This is a genomic window from Martinezella rhizogenes, assembly GCF_000799715.1.
GTDB classification, from domain to species: Bacteria; Pseudomonadota; Alphaproteobacteria; order Rhizobiales; family Rhizobiaceae; genus Rhizobium; species Rhizobium rhizogenes_C.
In genome coordinates, this window is sequence record NZ_JUHG01000016.1 from 416,792 (window position 1) to 436,323 (window position 19,532).

General features: G+C 61.2%; 16 protein-coding genes and 1 pseudogene. 7 read left to right on the plus strand and 10 right to left on the minus strand.

Going from position 1 to position 19,532, the window contains the following annotated elements; translation table 11 throughout:
- Window positions 1-47: 47 nt before the first annotated feature.
- Together EX00_RS24310 and EX00_RS24315 are read right to left on the minus strand one after the other, a co-directional pair.
- The gene (locus EX00_RS24310) at window positions 48-620 is read right to left on the minus strand and encodes an ankyrin repeat domain-containing protein (protein WP_234709100.1); all 573 of its coding nucleotides are present in this window, start codon (window positions 618-620) and stop codon (window positions 48-50) included.
- Between the two features lie 13 nt (window positions 621-633).
- Window positions 634-1,818 (minus strand): BaiN/RdsA family NAD(P)/FAD-dependent oxidoreductase, encoded by a 1,185-nt coding sequence (locus EX00_RS24315; protein ID WP_047463796.1) that lies wholly within the window; start codon window positions 1,816-1,818, stop codon window positions 634-636.
- Window positions 1,819-1,954: 136 nt separating this feature from the next.
- On the opposite strand from EX00_RS24315, the gene EX00_RS24320 reads away from it, so the two are divergent.
- The 5 genes from EX00_RS24320 (at window position 1,955) to edd (ending at window position 9,021) form a co-directional block, all read left to right on the plus strand.
- Window positions 1,955-3,391, plus strand: coding sequence for a glutamine synthetase family protein (locus EX00_RS24320; RefSeq protein WP_047463798.1), 1,437 nt, complete (start codon window positions 1,955-1,957; stop codon window positions 3,389-3,391).
- A gap of 13 nt (window positions 3,392-3,404) precedes the next feature.
- Window positions 3,405-4,703 carry an NAD(P)/FAD-dependent oxidoreductase gene (locus EX00_RS24325; RefSeq protein ID WP_047463799.1) on the plus strand — a complete coding sequence of 433 codons (1,299 nt, stop codon included), beginning with the start codon at window positions 3,405-3,407 and terminating at the stop codon, window positions 4,701-4,703.
- A 129-nt stretch (window positions 4,704-4,832) separates the two neighbouring features.
- On the plus strand, window positions 4,833-6,308 hold the full coding sequence (zwf, locus tag EX00_RS24330; RefSeq protein ID WP_047463801.1) for a glucose-6-phosphate dehydrogenase: 1,476 nt from the start codon (window positions 4,833-4,835) through the stop codon (window positions 6,306-6,308).
- Between the two features lie 10 nt (window positions 6,309-6,318).
- Window positions 6,319-7,017, plus strand: coding sequence for a 6-phosphogluconolactonase (pgl, locus tag EX00_RS24335; RefSeq protein ID WP_047463803.1), 699 nt, complete (start codon window positions 6,319-6,321; stop codon window positions 7,015-7,017).
- 180 nt (window positions 7,018-7,197) lie between these two features.
- Entirely contained in the window at window positions 7,198-9,021 is a 1,824-nt protein-coding gene (edd, locus tag EX00_RS24340; protein ID WP_047463806.1) for a phosphogluconate dehydratase, read from the plus strand.
- 48 nt (window positions 9,022-9,069) lie between these two features.
- Here edd and EX00_RS24345 read toward each other — a convergent pair whose 3' ends face one another.
- A complete protein-coding gene (locus EX00_RS24345; RefSeq protein ID WP_047463808.1) occupies window positions 9,070-9,975 on the minus strand; it encodes a DUF3313 domain-containing protein in 906 nt (301 codons plus the stop codon).
- A 204-nt stretch (window positions 9,976-10,179) separates the two neighbouring features.
- Here EX00_RS24345 and EX00_RS24350 point away from each other — a divergent pair, with 204 nt between their 5' ends.
- Window positions 10,180-10,770 carry a TetR/AcrR family transcriptional regulator gene (locus tag EX00_RS24350; protein ID WP_047463810.1) on the plus strand — a complete coding sequence of 197 codons (591 nt, stop codon included), beginning with the start codon at window positions 10,180-10,182 and terminating at the stop codon, window positions 10,768-10,770.
- Between the two features lie 39 nt (window positions 10,771-10,809).
- Here EX00_RS24350 and EX00_RS24355 read toward each other — a convergent pair whose 3' ends face one another.
- The 6 genes from EX00_RS24355 to EX00_RS24380 form a co-directional block, all read right to left on the minus strand.
- Window positions 10,810-11,163, minus strand: a complete 354-nt coding sequence (locus tag EX00_RS24355) for a hypothetical protein (RefSeq protein ID WP_047463897.1) — start codon at window positions 11,161-11,163, stop codon at window positions 10,810-10,812.
- A 199-nt stretch (window positions 11,164-11,362) separates the two neighbouring features.
- Window positions 11,363-12,454 (minus strand): ABC transporter ATP-binding protein, encoded by a 1,092-nt coding sequence (locus EX00_RS24360; protein ID WP_047463811.1) that lies wholly within the window; start codon window positions 12,452-12,454, stop codon window positions 11,363-11,365.
- Window positions 12,455-12,475: 21 nt separating this feature from the next.
- The gene (bglA, locus tag EX00_RS24365) at window positions 12,476-14,128 is read right to left on the minus strand and encodes a beta-galactosidase BglA (RefSeq protein ID WP_047463812.1); all 1,653 of its coding nucleotides are present in this window, start codon (window positions 14,126-14,128) and stop codon (window positions 12,476-12,478) included.
- A gap of 42 nt (window positions 14,129-14,170) precedes the next feature.
- Window positions 14,171-15,334: a carbohydrate ABC transporter permease gene (locus EX00_RS24370; RefSeq protein ID WP_047463814.1), complete on the minus strand. Its 1,164-nt coding sequence runs from the start codon at window positions 15,332-15,334 to the stop codon at window positions 14,171-14,173.
- Between the two features lies 1 nt (window position 15,335).
- A complete protein-coding gene (locus EX00_RS24375) occupies window positions 15,336-16,352 on the minus strand; it encodes a carbohydrate ABC transporter permease (RefSeq protein ID WP_047463816.1) in 1,017 nt (338 codons plus the stop codon).
- A gap of 134 nt (window positions 16,353-16,486) precedes the next feature.
- Window positions 16,487-17,848, minus strand: a complete 1,362-nt coding sequence (locus EX00_RS24380) for an ABC transporter substrate-binding protein (RefSeq protein WP_047463818.1) — start codon at window positions 17,846-17,848, stop codon at window positions 16,487-16,489.
- Between the two features lie 309 nt (window positions 17,849-18,157).
- Here EX00_RS24380 and EX00_RS24385 point away from each other — a divergent pair, with 309 nt between their 5' ends.
- Window positions 18,158-19,183 carry a substrate-binding domain-containing protein gene (locus tag EX00_RS24385; protein ID WP_047463899.1) on the plus strand — a complete coding sequence of 342 codons (1,026 nt, stop codon included), beginning with the start codon at window positions 18,158-18,160 and terminating at the stop codon, window positions 19,181-19,183.
- 6 nt (window positions 19,184-19,189) lie between these two features.
- Here the strand turns inward: EX00_RS24385 and EX00_RS24390 are convergent.
- Window positions 19,190-19,532 (minus strand): annotated as a pseudogene (locus tag EX00_RS24390) (bifunctional methylenetetrahydrofolate dehydrogenase/methenyltetrahydrofolate cyclohydrolase); the annotation flags it as partial.

Here is a 19,532-nt window from a genome sequence, read left to right on the forward strand (position 1 = left end):
CTTTCGAACATTTGCCCAAAAAGCGCGGAACTCCGCGGGGTGTAATTTTACTTCAGCAGCTCCGCGATCGCCGGATTGGTCGCCATCTCAGCGGCGGTCTTGCCGGAAGACGACTTGATGGTCTTGTCGGCCCCATTCTTCAACAGCGTCCTGACGATGGCCGCATCTTCTTGTTGTGCCGCCATATGCAACGGCGTCCAGCCATCATAGTCGCCGCGCACGTTGACGTCGGCACCTTTGGAGACCAGGAGATCGATCATGCTGGCCGGGCCGTAATAGGCGGCGGTGTGCAGCGGATACCAGCCTTCGGTCGTCTTCATATCCAGCTTGGCGCCGCAGGCGAGCATCTTCTTGACGACATCGCCCTTCTTGTCGCGGATCGCCAGCGCGAAATTGGTGTCGCCGCCCGTATCCTGGCCGTTCGGATCCAGCTTCTTGCATGCCGCAGACGCGGCATTGGCGTCCAGCGCCGTGACAGCGATGAAGCCAAGAGACAGCATCAAGGCTGCCGCCATGCCAGGAAAAGTTGCGGATCGAAATGTCCAGGTCTTGAACGTCATCATCGCCTCCATCGAATAGTGTCGTCGCTGGAGACGCTCCTTGCCTGCTTCGCGACCCATTGGCAAGGCCGCCTCAAGCCGCCTCGCCGGCAACGTGGCCGGAGGCCCAGGCCCATTGAAAATTATAGCCGCCGAGCCAGCCGGAAACGTCAACGCATTCGCCGATGAAGAAGAGGCCGGGTATGGTTTTCACCTGCATGGTCTTCGAATCAAGACAGGTGGTGTCGATGCCACCGAGCGTGACTTCCGCCGTCCGATAGCCTTCCGAGCCCGAGGGCTTGACCGGCCAGGCCTGGACGGCGGCGGCAAGCTGCTGCAGCCGCTTGTCGCCCTGGTCCGCCATATTGCCCGACATGCCCTCGCCCTCGGCGAAATGCTGCGCCAGCCGTTTCGGCAGGATTTCCGCCAACGCGGTCTGCGCCGATTGCCGGCCGTTAGCGTGCCGCGCTGCCTTCAGCATGACGAAGACATCCACATCGGGTTCGATCGCCACGGTGATCTCGTCTCCTTCCCGCCAATAGGAGGAAATCTGCAGGATCGCCGGACCGCTCAGGCCACGATGGGTGAAGAGCAGGGCCTCGCGGAACGCCGTCTTGCCATGGCGGATTTCGGCGGGCGCGGCTATGCCGGAAAGCGGCGCCAGGCGCTGGAGAAGCTGGGGATCGAGAGTCAGCGGCACAAGGCCGGGGCGGGTCTCGACCAGCGGCAGGCCGAATTGCTCGGCGATACGATAGGCAAAGCCGGTGGCACCCATCTTCGGGATCGATTTGCCGCCAGTCGCCATGACTAGAGAGGCCGCCTCGAAGGCTCCTTCCGAAGTCGCTATGCGATAACCGCCACCCGAGACAGGCTCGATCGCATTGATTTCGGTGCGTAGCCGCAAAACCACACCGGCCGATCGCATCTCGTCGGTCAGCATGCGGATGATGTCCTTGGCGCTGTTGTCGCAGAAAAGCTGGCCGAGCGTCTTTTCATGCCAGGCGATGCCATGGCTCTCGACCATGGCGAGAAAATCCCTGGGCGTGAAGCGCGCCAGGGCTGATTTGGCGAAATGCGGATTGGCGGAAAGGAAATTCTTCGGGCCGGCATGGATATTGGTAAAATTGCAGCGGCCGCCGCCGGAAATGCGGATCTTCTCGCCCGGTGCGGCGGCATGGTCGAGCACCAGCACGGAGCGCCCGCGCCGGCCGGCGCGAATGGCGCACATCATGCCCGCGGCGCCCGCGCCGAGAACGATCACATCATATTTGCCGGCCAAGTTTCATTCCTTCATTCGAATATCGCGCTGCGTGACTATTTTTCCATCATATGGCGAAAGTCGGAGCGCCTCCCCCTCGCCAATTGGCAAACTGCCGTTATGATGCATTCTCCGATCCACGCAAATACGGTGTTTTATGCCTGCGAAAAAGACCCCGCTGAAAGCTTCCAAGCCGGTCTCGAAAGTTGCGACAGTTCCCCCTAGCTTACGATCGGCACGCGGGGTGGCAAATTGGAAGGAAGCAACCCAGTGGCTGCGGGCGCGCGGGATCGAAGACATAGAATGCATCACGCCCGACCTTGCGGGCGTGCCGCGCGGCAAGATGATGCCGACCTCGAAATTTACCTCCAACACCTCGCTCGCCCTGCCCTCGGCGATCTACCGACATACGATTTCCGGAGAATATCCCGAAGAGACCGAAAACTTCCGCTACGAGCCGCGCGACAGCGACCTCAAGCTGGTGCCCGATCTCTCGACGCTTTCCGTCGTGCCCTGGGAAACCGATCCGACGGCGCAGGTGATCTGCGACATCGTCAATTCCGAAGGCGAAGCGGTGTCCTATACGCCGCGCAACCTGCTGAAGCAGATCATGAATCTCTACAAGGAGCGCGGCTGGAAAGCGGTGGTCGCGCCGGAGATCGAATTCTATCTCGTCGCCAAGAACGACGACCCGGACTATCCGCTGCATCCGCCGAAGGGCCGCTCCGGCCGTTCGATCCTCGGCGGCCAGGGCTACTCGATCGCCGGCATCAACGAATTCGACGAGCTGATCGACGATATCTATCATTTCTCCGAGAAACAGGGTCTCGAGATCGACACGCTGATCCATGAAGAGGGTCCGGCGCAGCTCGAAATCAACCTGCGCCATGGCGACCCGATCGAGCTTGCCGACCAGGTGTTCATGTTCAAGCGCACCATTCGCGAGGCGGCGCTGAAACACGGCATCTATGCGACCTTCATGGCCAAACCCATGCAAAGCCAGGCGGGCTCGGCGATGCATATCCACCAGTCGGTGGTCAACATCGAGACTGGCAAGAACGTCTTCACCAATCCGGACGGCAGTCCGTCGCAGGAGTTCTTCCACTTCATCGGCGGCATGCAGCGCTACGTGCCGAATGCACTGGCGATGCTCGCGCCCTACGTGAATTCCTATCGACGGCTGGCGCCGAACATGTCTTGCCCGGTCAACAATGCCTGGGGTTACGACAACCGCACGACCGCTTTCCGCGTGCCGGTCTCCGATCCGCAGGCCCGGCGCGTCGAGAACCGGTTGCCAAGCTCGGACGCCAATCCCTATCTCGCGCTTGCCGCCTCGCTCGCCTCTGGCCTCCTTGGCATCATGAAGAAGGTGGAACCGACGGCACCGACCGAGGATTCGGCCAATGAAGGCTCGATCGACCTCCCCCGTGGCCTTCTCGAAGCCATCGCGCTCCTGGAGGGCGAGCCGGCCTTTTATGAAGTCCTCGGCAAGGAGTTCATCGACATCTATGCCGGCGTCAAGCGCGGCGAGTTCGAGACCTTCATGCAGGTGATCAGCCCCTGGGAGCGGGAATTCCTTCTGCTCAACGTGTGAGGGAGGGTTACCCATGACATCGCAGGACGCATGGCAGAGCCCGATCGCGCCGGGGCTTTCCTGGTATCAGGCAACCGTCGGGCCTCGCCCGACCTATCCGAAGCTCGACGGCTCGCGCCGTGCCGACGTCGCCATCATTGGCGGCGGCTATACCGGCCTGCAAGCCGCCTATAATCTCGCCAAGGGCGGTGTCGATGTCGTGCTGATCGATGCCAACCGCTTCGGCGACGGCGCGTCCGGGCGCAATGGCGGCCAGCTCGGCACCGGCCAGCGCTGGTGGCCGGAGGAGCTGGAAGAGAAGATCGGCTATGAACGCTCGAAAGCGCTGTTCGATCTTGCCGAGGACGCCAAGCGGCATCTGCTCGATTTCGCTACCGAACACGGCATCGACATCGACTTCATGCCCGGCCAGATGAACGTTACGCACAAGCCGAGCTACAAGCGCGCCTATATGGAAAACGCCGAGATCGCCGCGACGCGCTACGGCTATCCGCATGTGAGCTTCATGGACACGGTGGAGACCCAGGAGCGTCTGGGCTCGAAACGCTATCTCTATGGTGTCAGGGATATCGGCACCGGCCACATCCATCCGCTGAAGCTGCTCATCGGCTTGGCGCGCGTGGCTGCGGCCGCCGGCGCTTCACTGTTCGAGATGACGCCGGCAAAGGCTCTGCGTCAATCAGGCGGCAAGACGCTGATCGAGACAGAGAGCGGCACGATCACCGCCGATCGCGTGCTGATCGCCTGCAACGGCTATATCGGCAATCTGGAGCCGGTGACCGCGAGCCACGTCATGCCGATCCGCTCCTTCATCGGCGCCACCGAACCGCTCGACAAATTTCCCGATGTGTTGCCCGGCGGCGAGGCGGTGGCGGATTCGCGCTTTGTGGTGCGTTATTTCCGCAAGTCGAAGGATGGCCGCCTGCTGTTCGGCGGCCGCGAGGCCTATACGGCCGATAATCCGCGCGACATAACGGAGCATATCCGCCGCCAGATCGCCGAAATCTATCCCGCACTCGACAAGATCGACATCACCCATGCCTGGGGCGGATCGGTCGGCATCACCATGCCGCGCCAGCCTTTCGTGCGCGACGTCATGCCCGGCGTGACCTCCATCGGCGGCTATTCCGGACACGGCGTCATGCTGTCAAACTATTGCGGTAAACTCTATGCGAAAACGGTCCTCGGGAACGCCGACGATCTTGCGCTTTTCAGGGCGCTGAACATCCCGCCGTTTCCCGGTGGTGCTCGCATGCGGGCGCCTCTGCTGTTCCTGGCGCTCTCGTGGTTTGCGTTGCGCGACAGGTTTTAGATACGGAACGGATTTCCTCATTTGGCAATCCGGTCTAAAAACCGAGTCTGAATTTTGCGATGCACACTGGCCTTTTTAAATCGATTAGATTAAAAGGGGCCTCAACCAAGACCGATTGAGAGATACCTCATGAGCAGCCAAATCATTCCCGTTGAACCTTTTGACTATGTCGTTTTCGGCGGCAGTGGCGACCTTGCCGAGCGCAAGCTTCTGCCCGCTCTTTATCATCGCCAGATCGAAGGCCAGTTCACCGAACCGACCCGCATTATCGGCGCCTCGCGTAGCGCGCTCTCGAACGAAGAATACCGCAAATTCGCCGACGCCGCCCTCAAGGAACACCTGAAGAAGGGCGAATATGACGAGGCGGAAGTCAAGAAATTCCTCGCCCGGCTGTTCTATGTTCCGGTCGATGCCCGCAGCGATGCCGGCTGGGATCAGCTGAAGAAGATCCTCGACGAGGGCAAAGACCGCGTGCGCGCCTTCTATCTCGCCGTCGCTCCAGGCATTTTCGGCGACATCTCGCAGAAGATCCACGACCACAAGCTGATCACCAAGTCGACCCGCATCGTCGTCGAAAAGCCGATCGGCCGCGACCTCGCTTCGGCCCTGCATCTCAACGACACGATCGGCAAGGTCTTCAAGGAAGAGCAGATCTTCCGCATCGACCACTATCTCGGCAAGGAGACGGTGCAGAACCTGATGGCGCTGCGCTTCGCCAACGCCCTCTACGAGCCGCTGTGGAACGCCAATTACATCGATCACGTCCAGATCACGGTTGCGGAATCGGTCGGTCTCGAAGGCCGTGCCGGCTACTACGACACCGCCGGCGCGCTGCGCGACATGGTACAGAACCACATCCTGCAGCTCCTTTGCCTGACCGCGATGGAAATCCCCTCCTCGATGGATTCCGAAGCCGTCCGCGACGAGAAGCTGAAGGTGCTGCGCGCCCTGAAGCCGATCAATGCCTCTAACGTCGAGCAGGCGACGGTTCGCGGCCAGTACCGCGCCGGCGCATCCGCAGGTGGCCCGGTCAAGGGATACCTCGATGAACTCGAAGGCGGCGTTTCCAACATCGAAACCTTCGTCGCCATCAAAGCCGAGATCGGCAATTGGCGCTGGGCCGGCGTTCCCTTCTACATCCGCACCGGCAAGCGTCTTGCCGGCCGCATGTCGGAGATCGTCATCACCTTCAAGCCGATCCCGCACAATATCTTCGATCAGGCCGCCGGCCGCACCGTCGCCAACCAGCTGATCATCCGCCTGCAGCCGGATGAAGGCGTCAAGCAGTCGCTGATGATCAAGGATCCGGGTCCGGGCGGCATGCGCCTGCGCAACGTCTCGCTCGACATGAGCTTCGCCTCGGCCTTCAACGTCCGCAATCCGGACGCCTATGAACGCCTGCTGATGGACGTCATCCGCTCGAACCAGACGCTGTTCATGCGCCGCGACGAAGTGGAAGCCGCATGGGATTGGGTCGACCCGATCCTCAAGGGTTGGGAAGAAGCCGGCCAACAGGTGCAGGGCTATACCGCCGGCACCTGGGGTCCGAGCCAGGCCATCGCCCTGATCGAGCGCGACGGCCGCACCTGGCATGACGATATCTAGGACGGTGACGATGACAGCGAATATGCATGCTTTCGCCAATGGCGCCGAACTCGCCGGCAAGCTCGCGGACAAGGTGGTCGAGGTTCTCTCGGCCGCCATCACTGCTCGCGGCTCCGCAAGCATCGCGGTCTCCGGCGGCTCGACGCCGAAGGCCTTCTTCCAGACGCTGTCGTCGCGTCCGCTCGACTGGGGCAAGGTAACGATCACCCTCGTCGACGAACGGTTCGTGCCGGCGGACAATCCGCGCTCGAACCACCTGCTCGTCCAGGAAAACCTGCTGAAGGACAAGGCCGCATCGGCGCAGTTCCTTCCGCTCTACCAGGCTGCGGCTTCCGCTGAGGAAGCCGCTGTCATCGCAACGCAAGAGACCAAGGGCGTCGGCCATCCCTTCGATGTCGCCATCCTCGGCATGGGCAATGACGGCCACACGGCCTCGTTCTTTCCAGGCGGCAGCAATCTTGCGACCGCGCTTGATCCGAAGACCCCGCGCGGCATCATCACGATGGAAGCCGAGGGGGCCGGCGAGCCGCGGCTGACATTCACCTTCTCCAGCCTTCAGGATGCCCGATTGCTGGTGCTCCATATCGAGGGAGAGGGCAAGAAGGACGTTCTCGCCAAGGCCGAGGCACCGGGAGAAGAGACCGAAATGCCGATCCGCGCCATGCTGCGCCGGGCCGCTTCTCCGGTCGAGATTTACTGGGCTCCCTGACACGACCGGACGGTCGTCATCGGACCCTGAAAGACACAGCAACGGCTGCTGCGCCACGCGCCCGAAAGGGCGTGCCGGCATAGCAGTGACATTTCAAGCCTGCGCCTGATCCTTTCCCTAGACAAGATCGAAGGCGATCTTTCGGGATCAAGCGCAAGAACAGCCGGAGGCAGATCGACCATGGCCGCTGACGCCCGCATATCCGCGATTACCGCACGTATCGTCGAACGTTCGAAACCAACACGCGAGCTCTACCTGGCTCGCCTGCGCAATGCCGCGACCAAGGGTGCGCAACGCTCCATTCTCGGCTGCGCCAACCTTGCCCACGGCTTCGCAGTCTGTTCCCCCTCCGAGAAGGATGCGCTGGCTGGCGACCGCGTGCCCAATCTCGGAATCATCACCTCCTATAATGACATGCTCTCGGCGCATCAGCCCTTCGAGACCTATCCCGCGATCATCCGCGAGGCCGCGGCGCAAGCCGGTGGCATCGCCCAGGTCGCCGGCGGCGTGCCCGCCATGTGCGACGGCGTCACCCAGGGCCAACCGGGCATGGAGTTGTCGTTGTTCTCGCGCGACCTGATCGCCATGTCGGCGGGCGTCGGCCTGTCGCACAACATGTTCGACGCGGCCGTCTTCCTCGGCGTCTGCGACAAGATCGTGCCCGGCCTCGTCATCGCCGCCCTCTCCTTCGGCCATCTTCCGGCCGTCTTCATTCCGGCGGGACCGATGACCACGGGCCTGCCGAACGACGAGAAGTCGCGCGTGCGCCAGCTCTTCGCCGAAGGCAAAGTCGGCCGCGCCGAGCTGCTGGAAGCGGAATCGAAGTCCTATCATGGCCCTGGCACCTGTACCTTCTACGGCACGGCCAATTCCAACCAGATGCTGATGGAGATCATGGGCTTCCATATGCCCGGCGCCTCCTTCGTCAATCCCGGCACGCCGCTGCGCGAAGCGCTGACCCGCGAGGCCACAAAGCGGGCGCTTGCCATCACCGCCATGGGCAACGAATACACCCCCGCCGGCGAGATGATCGACGAGCGCTCGATCGTCAACGGCGTCGTCGGCCTGCATGCGACCGGCGGCTCGACCAACCACACGATGCACCTCGTCGCCATGGCGCGTGCAGCCGGCATCGTCCTCACCTGGCAGGATATTTCCGAGCTGTCGGATATCATTCCGCTGCTGGCCCGCGTCTATCCGAACGGGCTTGCCGACGTGAACCATTTCCATGCCGCCGGCGGCATGGGCTTCCTGATCAAGGAGCTGCTCAAGAAGGGGATGCTGCACGACGACGTTCGCACCGTCGCCGGCCAGGGGCTTTCCGCCTATTCGATCGAGGTAAAGATCGGCGCCGATGGCGGCGTGGTCCGCGAACCGGCGCCGGAAAAGAGCGGCGATCCGAAGGTGCTGTCGACCATCGACGCACCGTTCCAGGGCAATGGCGGATTGAAGATGCTGCGCGGCAATATCGGCAAGGCGGTGATCAAGATCTCCGCCGTCAAGCCGGAGCGTCACATTGTCGAAGCCCCCGCCGTTATCTTCCACGACCAGCTGGAAATGCAGCAGGCGTTCAAGGACGGCAAGCTCAACCGCGATTTCGTCGCCGTCGTCCGCTTCCAGGGGCCGAAGGCCAACGGCATGCCGGAGTTGCACAAGCTGACGCCGGCGCTTGGCGTGTTGCAGGACCGCGGCTTCCGCGTGGCGCTTCTGACCGACGGACGCATGTCCGGCGCTTCGGGCAAGGTTCCGGCCGCGATCCACGTCACGCCGGAAGCCATCGACGGTGGTCCGATCGCCCGCATCGAAGAGGGTGACATCATCCGTATCGACGCGATTGCCGGCACGCTGGAAGTGCTGGTCGATGCCGCCACGATGGCCGAGCGCACGCCTGTCGTCGCCGACCTCTCTGAGAACGAATTCGGCATGGGCCGCGAGCTCTTCGCCCCCTTCCGCCGTGCCGCGGGCCCGGCCGATCAGGGCGCCAGCGTGTTGTTCCATCACTAGAGCACTATCCCGCTTTCAGGCAGAATCGCCTGAAAGCGGGTAAAATGCCTACAAGGCGTTCGGCGCACTCTTGTCCGTCCATTTGGGTGGAAGCCCCATGCGCGCTCCGATGAAACCGGCAACACCCGGCGACTTTCCGAACACTTTGCACGCCTCGTATTTTGGCGCGCGCCCGACGAGGCCTGCCAGCTTCGCCCCGGATGGAAAGGGCATCGTTCCGAACGGTGTTTTGCCCCTGACGAGCAGCTTGCTGAAATCGCTGCCGAACTTCGCGGCGAGGCTATAGGCGTCCCCCTCCTTGGCAACCGTTCCTGAATCGAAAAACGCGTTCGCACCGCGCCCCCAGATCATCACCGCCTTCTGCGCGCCCTGAGCGTCGATCGCCTCGGCCTCGAGAGACAGGCTGCCCATCCCGATCGGGATGCGCGGAACAGGCACGGGGACACCTGGCAGCAGCACACTTTTCGCCACCGACGCGACCTTCGACGCACCGACCGCCGTCGTGTTCGTGGGCTTGACCTGCGTGACCACCGCGCGAACAGTCAAATCCGCCGGCTCCGACAGGCCGACGATGACGAAGCGTTCGCTCAACCCCGAGCAAAGCGTTCTATCCACGGCATTGGTGACGAGGTTTCGCTGCGCAGGCGTGAAAGCGGCACTTTCGGCCCGCATCGAAAAAGCGGTCGGAATGATCTTCACAGTCTTCGCCGCAAGGATGTCATCCCTATTCACCTTGAGAAGCGATCGCGTCACCATCCCGTCCGATTGTTTCAGGCCATCATAGGACCGCAGGGAACCCGCGCGGTCCAAAGGTGCCGACGCACAGCCGGCAACCAGCAAACTGAGAGACGCGACCGTCGGCCAGACGGCGAGCTGACCCGCTCGACGTGCCCTGGAGGGGCTCGGACCATGCACTGCTGTCGTATCACAATTGAAAATCGGGTTGACTGGCATGGCGTACCGGTTCTCCTCTGCCTGCTTCGGGCATCTCGATGCTGACATTAATTATTACACTAAGTGTAAAAATTAATGTAGGCAACTTTGCGGCAACCATCGAGTGAGAGGGCGGAATTATTTCACCGGAAATGGAAATGGTAAAAACCGGGAGCGAGTCCTGATAGGTTTGTGTGTTGTGACAACTTATGACAAAATATTTCAATGCATGACCCCTCCTCAAAACCGGAAGGCCTGCGCGAGCGAAAACGCCGCTTGACGTTTCAGCGCATCGCGGATGTCGGAATGAAATCCTTTCTCGCAAAAGGCTATCAGGAGACGACCCTCGACGAGATCGCGGCCGCGGCCGGCATTTCCCGGCGAACCTTCTTTTACTATTTCAAAAGCAAGAACGAGATTCTTCTGGCGCATCAGCGCGGCTATATAGAAGCCCTCAAGACGTCGGTCCTGGAGAGCGCATCGGCCGGGCGACCGCTTGAGATCGTGCATCAGGCGCTGCGCAAGCTCATTGAACGTGTCCAGACATCCGAGCTCCTCGCAGTTGCCCGACTGCTGCGACAAAGCGATGCGTTGCGTGTCCGCACGCGCGGCAACTATCTGGGACTTGAACAGGCCGTCTACGAGAGCCTATGCCAGCTGTTTCCAGCCATGGATCGTGACGAACTGCGCCTGATTTCCATGATATCGGTGAGCCCCCTTCGCCTTGCCGTCAACAAATGGCTTCAGGAAGATGGCCAGCACCCGCTGATGGGTTATCTGGAGGAGGCACTCAGGAAATTCCGGGCGGCGATCTGACCGACCGAATACCGCTCGGACACCTCCGGCTGACTTTGCTCAGGCGCGGATATCCAGCACGCGGTCGCGATGCGCCGGATGAGTGCTGTAGACGAAGATCTTGTTCATTTCCTTCTCCGCCAGCAACCGCAGAAAGCGGACCTCTATCGTGTTGTTGGAAAAGATCTTCATCAGCACGCAACCAATCTTGCTGATGCGGGCATCGGGGATATCAAGATAGAATTGCTTCGGCAGATTGAACTGCGTGAGGATCGCCAGGATCGCGCTGGTCTGCGAGATGCGAATGATGTCGCAGCGGCGTGACGCCAGGTTGAGAACACCCTTTTCGGTATATTCGATGCGGGCCGCGTTCCTTGTGTCCTGCATCCTGTACCGCACCTCACGGTCGTACATGAAGGACTCTTCCTTGTTCAAAAAATGCTGGCCTGAATTCGCTGCGCCGCGAGCTGCCATTGCCGTAAATCCCTAGAGTAGCTTACGGATCACACGCTATCAGCGGGTATTTAACAGAAGGTTTGGAAGCGCTAGCCCAAGTTGCATTTATTTTATGTGTTTGATCGGGCTAGCGCAGCTGCACCTTTGGCAAGGTGCCTTATTGCCTACGATAGGCATGGCCTTCGGCATCGAAGAGATGCAGCTTCTGCCTATCGGCCGCAAAGCGCATCTTTTGCCCGCGCTTGACGTCCGCGATACCGGGGATCTTGACGATGATCGGCTCGCCGTCCACCAGACCCTCGATATAGAGCTGCGTGACTTCGCCGAGCGCTTCGACGATCGAGACCTCCCCCTCGAAGAGATAGTTGTCGTCGGTGGCGACCCGCAGGTCTTCCGGGCGAACACCGAAGCTCGCGGTCTTGCCGCGCTCGGAGGCGGCCGTCGGGATGTCGAGGGTGACCGACTTGCCACCCGTCAGCGTCACCGTCGTCTTTTCGCCAGCCTCGGTCACCGTCGCCGGGATGATATTCATGGCCGGCGAACCGATGAACTTCGCGACGAAGAGGTTGGCCGGATGCTCATAAAGTTCAAGCGGCGCTCCCACCTGCTCGACACGGCCGGCCGACAACACGACGATGCGATCGGCAAGCGTCATCGCTTCGACCTGGTCGTGGGTGACGTAGATCATCGTCGTCTCGGGCATGGATTCGCTGAGCTTGGCAATCTCGATGCGGGTCGCGACACGCAAGGCCGCGTCGAGGTTCGACAATGGTTCGTCGAAGAGGAAGACCTTCGGGTTGCGGCAGATCGCGCGGCCGATGGCGACGCGCTGGCGCTGGCCGCCCGAAAGCGCCTTCGGAAGACGCTCGAGATATTGCGTGAGCTGGAGGCTCGCCGCCGCGGCGCGAACGCGGCGATCGATCTCCTTCTTGTTCTCCTTGGCGATCCGCATGCCGAAGGCCATGTTGTCGTAGACCGTCATGTGCGGATAGAGGGCGTAGGACTGGAAGACCATCGCAATGCCGCGCCGGGAGGGCGGCACTTCGTTGACCTTCTGTCCGGCGATGAGCATATCACCGGCGGTGATGCTCTCCAGACCGGCGATCATGCGCAGCAAGGTGGATTTGCCGCATCCAGAGGGTCCGACAAAGACGATGAACTCGCCTTGCTGGATCTCCAGATCGATGCCGTGCAGGACGTGCACGCTTCCGTATGACTTACGGATGTCCTTTAGAACCAGTCCCGTCATCTCTGCCCTCCTCCCAGGCACTCAGGCCAGGCGCGCGAAATAAGCGCCCCAAGCCGGAATATCGATCTTGTTGCCGTAATTGTTGCTTGCAAAACCATGGCCGGTCAGGGCCTGCCAGTTCCCCTCGGGCACGGTCGCGGCCGCTTCCGTCGCGCCCATGTTGAAGACGCAGAGAATGGTCTCGTCGTTAAGGCTGCGCGTATAGATCAGCACGTCGTCCTGCGGCTCCGTGAAAGCAATCTCACCCTTGGCGAAGGCCGGATGCTGTTTGCGGAAGGTGAGGAAACGGCGGTACTGCTCCAGCACCGAATTCTCGTCGCCATGCTGGACACTGACGGCGCGCAGGATGTGTTCCACCGGCACAGGCAGCCAGGGCTTCACCGTCGAAAAGCCGCCCTGCGCCATCTGGCTGTCCCAGACCATCGGCGTGCGGCAACCGTCGCGGCCCTTGAATTCCGGCCAAAACTGGATGCCGTAGGGATCCTGCAGATCCTGATAGGCGAGATCGGCTTCCGTCAGGCCGAGTTCCTCGCCCTGATAAATGCAGACCGAGCCGCGCAAGGTCAGAAGCAGGGCCGCATATTGCTTGGCAAAGGCCTCGCGGTCGGCAACCAGGCCGCCCCAGCGGCTGACATGGCGCACCACATCATGGTTCGAGAATGCCCAGCATGCCCAACCATCCGGCGCGGCGGCGCCGAAATCGTCCATGACCTCTTCGACACGGTCAGGCGACAGTGCATCCGGCGACAGGAATTCGAAGGCGTAGCACATGTGCATCTTGTCATCGCCGGCCGTATATTCGCCGACGATCTCAAGACCACGCTGGCTGTCACCGACTTCGCCGACGGCGGCGATTGCCGGATATTCGTCGAGAACGGTGCGGAAGCGCTTCAGGAACGCCAGGTTCTCCGGGCGGTTCTTGTCGTAAAGATGCTCCTGGAAGTTATAGGGATTGACCGCCGGCGCGGTCGAGGCGTTGCGGCGCGATGGTTCGAGCGCGGGGTTGTCGCGCAGTTCCCTGTCGTGGAAATAGAAATTGATGGTGTCGAGGCGGAAACCGTCGACGCCGCGATCCAGCCAGAAGCGAACGACGTTAAGCAGGCGATCCTGTACCTGCGGGTTATGCAGGTTCATGTCCGGCTGCGAGGTCAGGAAGTTGTGCAGGTAGTACTGCATCCGGGTCGGGTCCCAGGCCCAGGCCGAGCCGCCGAAGATCGACAGCCAGTTGTTGGGCGGCGTGCCATCCGGCTTGGCATCGGCCCAGACATACCAGTCGGCCTTGGGGTTATCCTTGCTGGAACGGCTTTCGACGAACCAGGGATGGCGGTCGGAGCTGTGCGACAACACCAGGTCGATCATCACCTTGATGCCGAGACGATGAGCTTCGCTTGTCATCACATCGAAATCGGCAAGCGTGCCGAAAATCGGATCGACATCCTCGTAGTCGGAGACATCGTAGCCAAAATCGCGCATCGGCGAGGTGAAGAACGGCGAAATCCAGATTGCGTCGACCCCAAGGGCAGCAACATGCGGCAGACGGGCGGCAATGCCCTTGAGGTCGCCGATGCCGTCGCCATTGGAGTCCTGATAGGAGCGCGGATAGATCTGATAGATCACGGCACCACGCCACCAGTCCTTGTCCACGGTCGCAATCGATTGAGAGGCAATGCTCATTCTGTATAGGTCCTGTATGAATACTTTAGCTGAGGTCTTTGATCAGCCCCCCTTCACCGACCCGGAGAGCAGACCGCGCACGAGGTAGCGCTGCAGACCGAAGAAGACGAGGAGCGGGATGAGAATGGTAACGAAGGCCGAGGCCGTCAGGATTTCCCAGTTGCCGCCGCGCGAGCCGAGCAGCGCGTTGAGCGCCGCCGTCAGGACCAGGCGATCCTTGTCGGTGCCGAGGAACACCATGGCGATCAAGAGGTCATTCCAGACCCAGAGGAACTGGAAGATCGCGAAGGAGGCGAGCGCCGGGAAGGACAATGGCAGGATGATCTTGACGAAAATGTCGAAATCGCTGGCGCCGTCGACGCGGGCGGATTCGATGATCTCCTTGGGCAGGCCGGCAATGTAGTTGCGCAGCAGGTAGATGGCGAGCGGCAGGCCGAAGGCGGTATGCGCCATCCAGATGCCGGGATAGGTTTTCGACGACACCCCGAACATCTGGCCGATCTCATTATAAATGCGCAGCAGGGGGATCAGCGACATCTGCAACGGCACGACGATGAGGCCGACCACAAGCGCGATCAGCAGCGCACGGCCGGGAAACTCCATCCAGGCCAGCGCGTAGGCCGCGAAAGCCGCGATCAGGATCGGGATGACCGTCGCCGGAATGGTGACCGTCAGCGAGTTGATGAAGGACTGACCGATGCCCTCGCCCGTCAGGACGTTGCGATAATTGTCCAGGGTGAATTGCGGCGGCGTGGCGATGGTCAGATAGATGCGTTTGCTGCGCGCATCCGCCTCGAATGGCGCATTCTTCTGGTAGCGATAGCTGCCATCGGCATTGACGGTGAGCGTCTCGCCATTGCCGAGGTCGGCGGACGAACCGACCTTGTAGGCCGCCGGCTCCTGTACACGCATACCGAAGGATTCGATCTTGCCGTTGCCGCTATTGCCTTCACCGGCAACGGTGCCGGCGATGACGTAATTGGGGCCGTCCTGCACTGCCTTGTCGGGGCCGGCCAGGCGCACGGCCGCCGTCTGCGATGAGCCGGAGAAAGCCGTCCACCAGCCGGAGACGACGATCTGGTCCCTGTCGCGGAGCGCGGTGACGAAGATGCCAAGCGTCGGCAGCAGCCAGAGAAGAACGATGACGAGCACCGAGAAATGAACGAAGAGGCGGGCGGGGCCGATGCGGCCGAGGTTTCCAAGCATGTCAGCGCCCCTTCATTTCCGCGTTTGCACGACGGATGTTCCAGATCATGATCGGCGTGACCGCTGCCATGATGACGAGCGCGATCACCGCGCTTCGACCGGAATCGCCGCCACCGCGGAACATCCAGTTGAACATCAGATTTGCGAGCACCATCGTGTTCCACTGGCCGTTGGTCATGGTCAGCACGATATCGAACACCTTGAGCACGAGGATGGTGATCGTGGTCCAGACCGTGGCGATCGTGCCCCAGACCTGCGGCACCATAATCTTCCAGAAGATCTGCCAGCCATTGGCGCCGTCGATGACGGCCGCTTCGATGGTTTCCTCCGAAATGCCGCGAAGGGCGGCCGACAGGATGACCATGGCGAAACCGGTCTGAATCCAGATCAGCATGACCATCAGGAAGAAATTGTTCCAGAAGGGGATAGTGATCCAGACTTCCGGCGTGCCGCCGAAAAGCTGCACGACCGCGTTCAGGAGGCCGATCTGCGTGTCGGTGCCGCCGCGATATTCGTAGATGAATTTCCAGATGACCGACGCGCCGACGAAGGAAATCGCCATCGGCATGAAGATGACCGCCTTGGCGATGTTGCCCCACCAGATACGATCGGTCATCACGGCGATCACCAGACCGAAGAAGGTGCACGCAGCCGGCACGACGGCGAGCCAAAGGATATTGTTGAAGATCGACTGGCGGAATTCGTTGTCGTTGAAAGCCCAGACATAATTGGCGCCGCCGACGAATTTGCTGCCGTCAGGACCGTAAAAGGACAGGATAAGGGTCGCAACCACCGGATAGACCAGGTAGACGGCGAGGAGGATGAGTGCGGGCCCGAGGAAAAGCCAGGGACGGATCAGTCCACGGCGACGCAGATTGACCGCGACCCGGTGAACGTCGCCACCCTCTTTTGCCGGGAAAATCAGGTCCAGCAACTTGTTGGAAAACAGAAAATACGCGGCACAGACGGCAACGCCGAATATCATGGCTCCGACCGCCGACAGGATCTGCGAAATCATCTTTCCCTCCCGATTTTTTTTACTTGCTCGAAGCCACCCGCCCGGCGTCGTCGGCACTCCCCAAGGCACCGATCGCGGCAGGACGGGATCAGCATCGCCGGGAAATACCGGCGATGCTTTTCCGCAATGTCAGACTACTTGATGGCGTCCCAAGCCTTCTGGATCTCGTCAGCGGAGTCCTTGGCCGACTTGCCGCCGACGAAGTCCACCATACCGGTCCAGAATGCGCCCGCGCCAATCTTGCCCGGCATCAGGTCGGAACCATCGAAGCGGAAGGTCGTGGCGGTCGTCAGGATCTCACCTTCCTTCTTCAGCGCATCATTGGCGTAGGTAGCCGTGTTGACGCCCTTGTACGGGGTCAGGAATCCGGACTGCGCCATCCAGACTTCCTGGGCGATCGGCGTCTGCAGGAACTGAATGAAGGCGCGCGCGGCCTTCGAGTCCTTGGTGATCGCGGCCAGCGTACCGGCGCCGAGAACCGGCTTGCCAAGTTCCGGGTGCGCCGCATAGGGCGGGAAGTAGAAGAAGTCGGCATCCTGGCCGAGCTTCGTGCCCTCCGGGAAGAAGGAGGGGATGAAGGAGGCCTGCTTGTGCAGGTAGCACTTCGGCGGAACCGCAAAGAGGCCCTTGGGACTATCGCGGAAATCGGTCGAGGCGACAGCAGCGACGCCGCCGCTCACATATTTGGCGTTCTTGGCGAACTTGCCGAATTCGTCGATGGCATTGACGACCTTCGGATCGTTGAACTTCAAGCTGTTGTCGACCCAGCCGTCGTAATCCTGCGGCGATACGGTGCGCAGCATCAGGTCTTCGACCCAGTCGGTCGCCGGCCAGCCGGTGGCGCCGCCCGAACCGAGGCCGACGCACCAGGGGGTGCCGCCGTCCTTGACGATCTGGTCGGAGAGCTTGAAGAGGTCTTCCATGGTGGTGGGGACCTTGTAGCCGGCTTCCTCGAAGTTTTCCGGCACATACCAGACGAGCGACTTCAGGTCGGCCTTGTAGGGAAAGGCGTAGAAGGCGTCCTTGCCGTCCTTGCCCTTGTAGGTACCGTAACCGACCCAGCTGTCGCCGGCGCCGTAGTTTGTCTTGATCCAGGAGGCCAGATCATCGCCAAGCGGCGTCAGATAGCCCTTGCTGGCGAGGTTGGCGAACAGACCCGGCTGCGGCAGGATCGCGACGTTCGGCGGCGAGCCGGCCTGGGTGTCGATGACGATCTGCTGCTCATAGTTTTCCGAGGACGAATATTTGGCGTTCACGCCGGTCGCCTCGGTGAAATAATTCAGAACGCTGGTGAATAGCGCTTCGTCCTCGCCGCGCCACGGACCGAAGATGGTCAGCGTCTCGCCCTTCAGGTCCGCATGAGCGGACTTGAAATCGTCATAACTTTTCCAGTTGAACTTCGCATCCTGGCCAGGCTGGAATTTCAAATCGGCCGACATCGCCGTTCCGGCTGCCAGGGCGGCAACGGCAACGGTCATCAAAAACAACTTCTTCATGTGGTTGTCCTCCCAAATACCAATCCCACGAGCCGAGCACGTCTCGCGTGCTGCGCGCTCATTTCCTCAAAGCGCTTTGGCTACTTATTCATCCCATTGCAGACGACGCGGAGTCAAGCGATTTTGCCGATTTGGCTGCCCTGCACACCATATCTCGCATTGCAGCATGAAATGGATGGCAATATTTCGCTATTTATCTTGTTTCAAATGCGTCTCTTGCTACATAGTTAAAAGCGCTTTGGAAGCCAAGCCGCATGGCAGGAGGGATTTTGGCGCCATGGCGGCGGGGAGATGGAGGAGCCAAACCAAGTGAATCTGAAGCAGCTATCCCAAATGCTCGGCTTATCGCAGACCACGGTCAGCCGCGCGCTGAACGGTTATCCGGAAGTCAACCGCGAAACCCGTGAGCGCGTCCTCAAGGCGGTTCAGGAAACGGGTTATCGGCCCAACAAGGCAGCGCAACGGCTGGCAACCGGCAAGGCAGGCTCCATCGGCCTCGTCATGCCGACCGCGCCCGGCAACCCCACCGACCTGCATTTCGGCGAATTCCTGACCGGGCTTGGCGAAGAAGCGCTGCGGCACGATTTCCATTTCGTCGTGACGCCCGCCGATCCGAACGACGAGGTCGGCGCATTGAAGCGGCTTGCCGTCAGCGGCAATGTCGACGCCCTGTTCGTCAACTATATGCGCGGCCACGATCCCCGTCTCGACATGCTGAAATCGCTCTCCATGCCCTTCCTCGTGCATGGCCGGTCCATCGGCTCGGAACCGGATTATCCCTTCCTCGACATCGACAACGAGGCGGCCTTCTACGATGCCACCAAACTGCTGCTGCAACTCGGCCACAGGCGTTTTGCACTGCTGAACGGTCCGATGTATCTCGACTTTGCCATCCGGCGGAAAAACGGCGTGGACGCCGCCCTTGCCGAGCGCGGGCTGGCGTTGGACGAAGCTTGCGTCAGTCACACGGCAATGACCGACGAGCAGGGCCTACTTATCATGGAGCGCATTCTGCAACTCGACAAGCGTCCGACCGCCATTCTCTGCTCCAGCACCGTGCTGGCGCTAGGCGCAGTACGCGCGATTAACCAAGCGAAACTGAAGCTCGGCGAGGATATCTCGCTGATTGCCCATGACGACGTGCTGACGCTTCTGAAGCCGGAGAATTTTACCGTGCCGCTGACGACCACACGCTCGTCGCTACGCGCCGCCGGCGTACGCATTGCCGAACGACTGATTGCCGGGATCAAGCATACGGAGACATTTCCCGAGCAGGAGCTTTGGAAGGCCGAGCTGATCGTTCGCGCCTCGACCGGCGTGGCGCCGGCCGACTAAGCTAGTTCAGAATTTCGGCGCGCTTTTCCCTGCTGCCCGATGAGCGGCAATGACGGTATTGGCCATCAGCATGGCGATGGTCATCGGCCCGACACCACCCGGAACCGGCGTGATCACGGCGGCAACGTCAGACGCTTCGGCAAAGGCGACATCGCCGACCAGACGGGTCCGGCCCTCGCCGCGCTCAGGGGCGGCAATCCGGTTGATGCCGACATCGATCACCGTCGCGCCCGGCTTGATCCAGTCCGCCTTGACCATCTCAGGACGGCCGACCGCCGCCACCAGAATATCGGCGGTGCGAGCGACCATGGCCAAGTCCTTGGTGCGGGAGTGTGCCGTCGTCACCGTC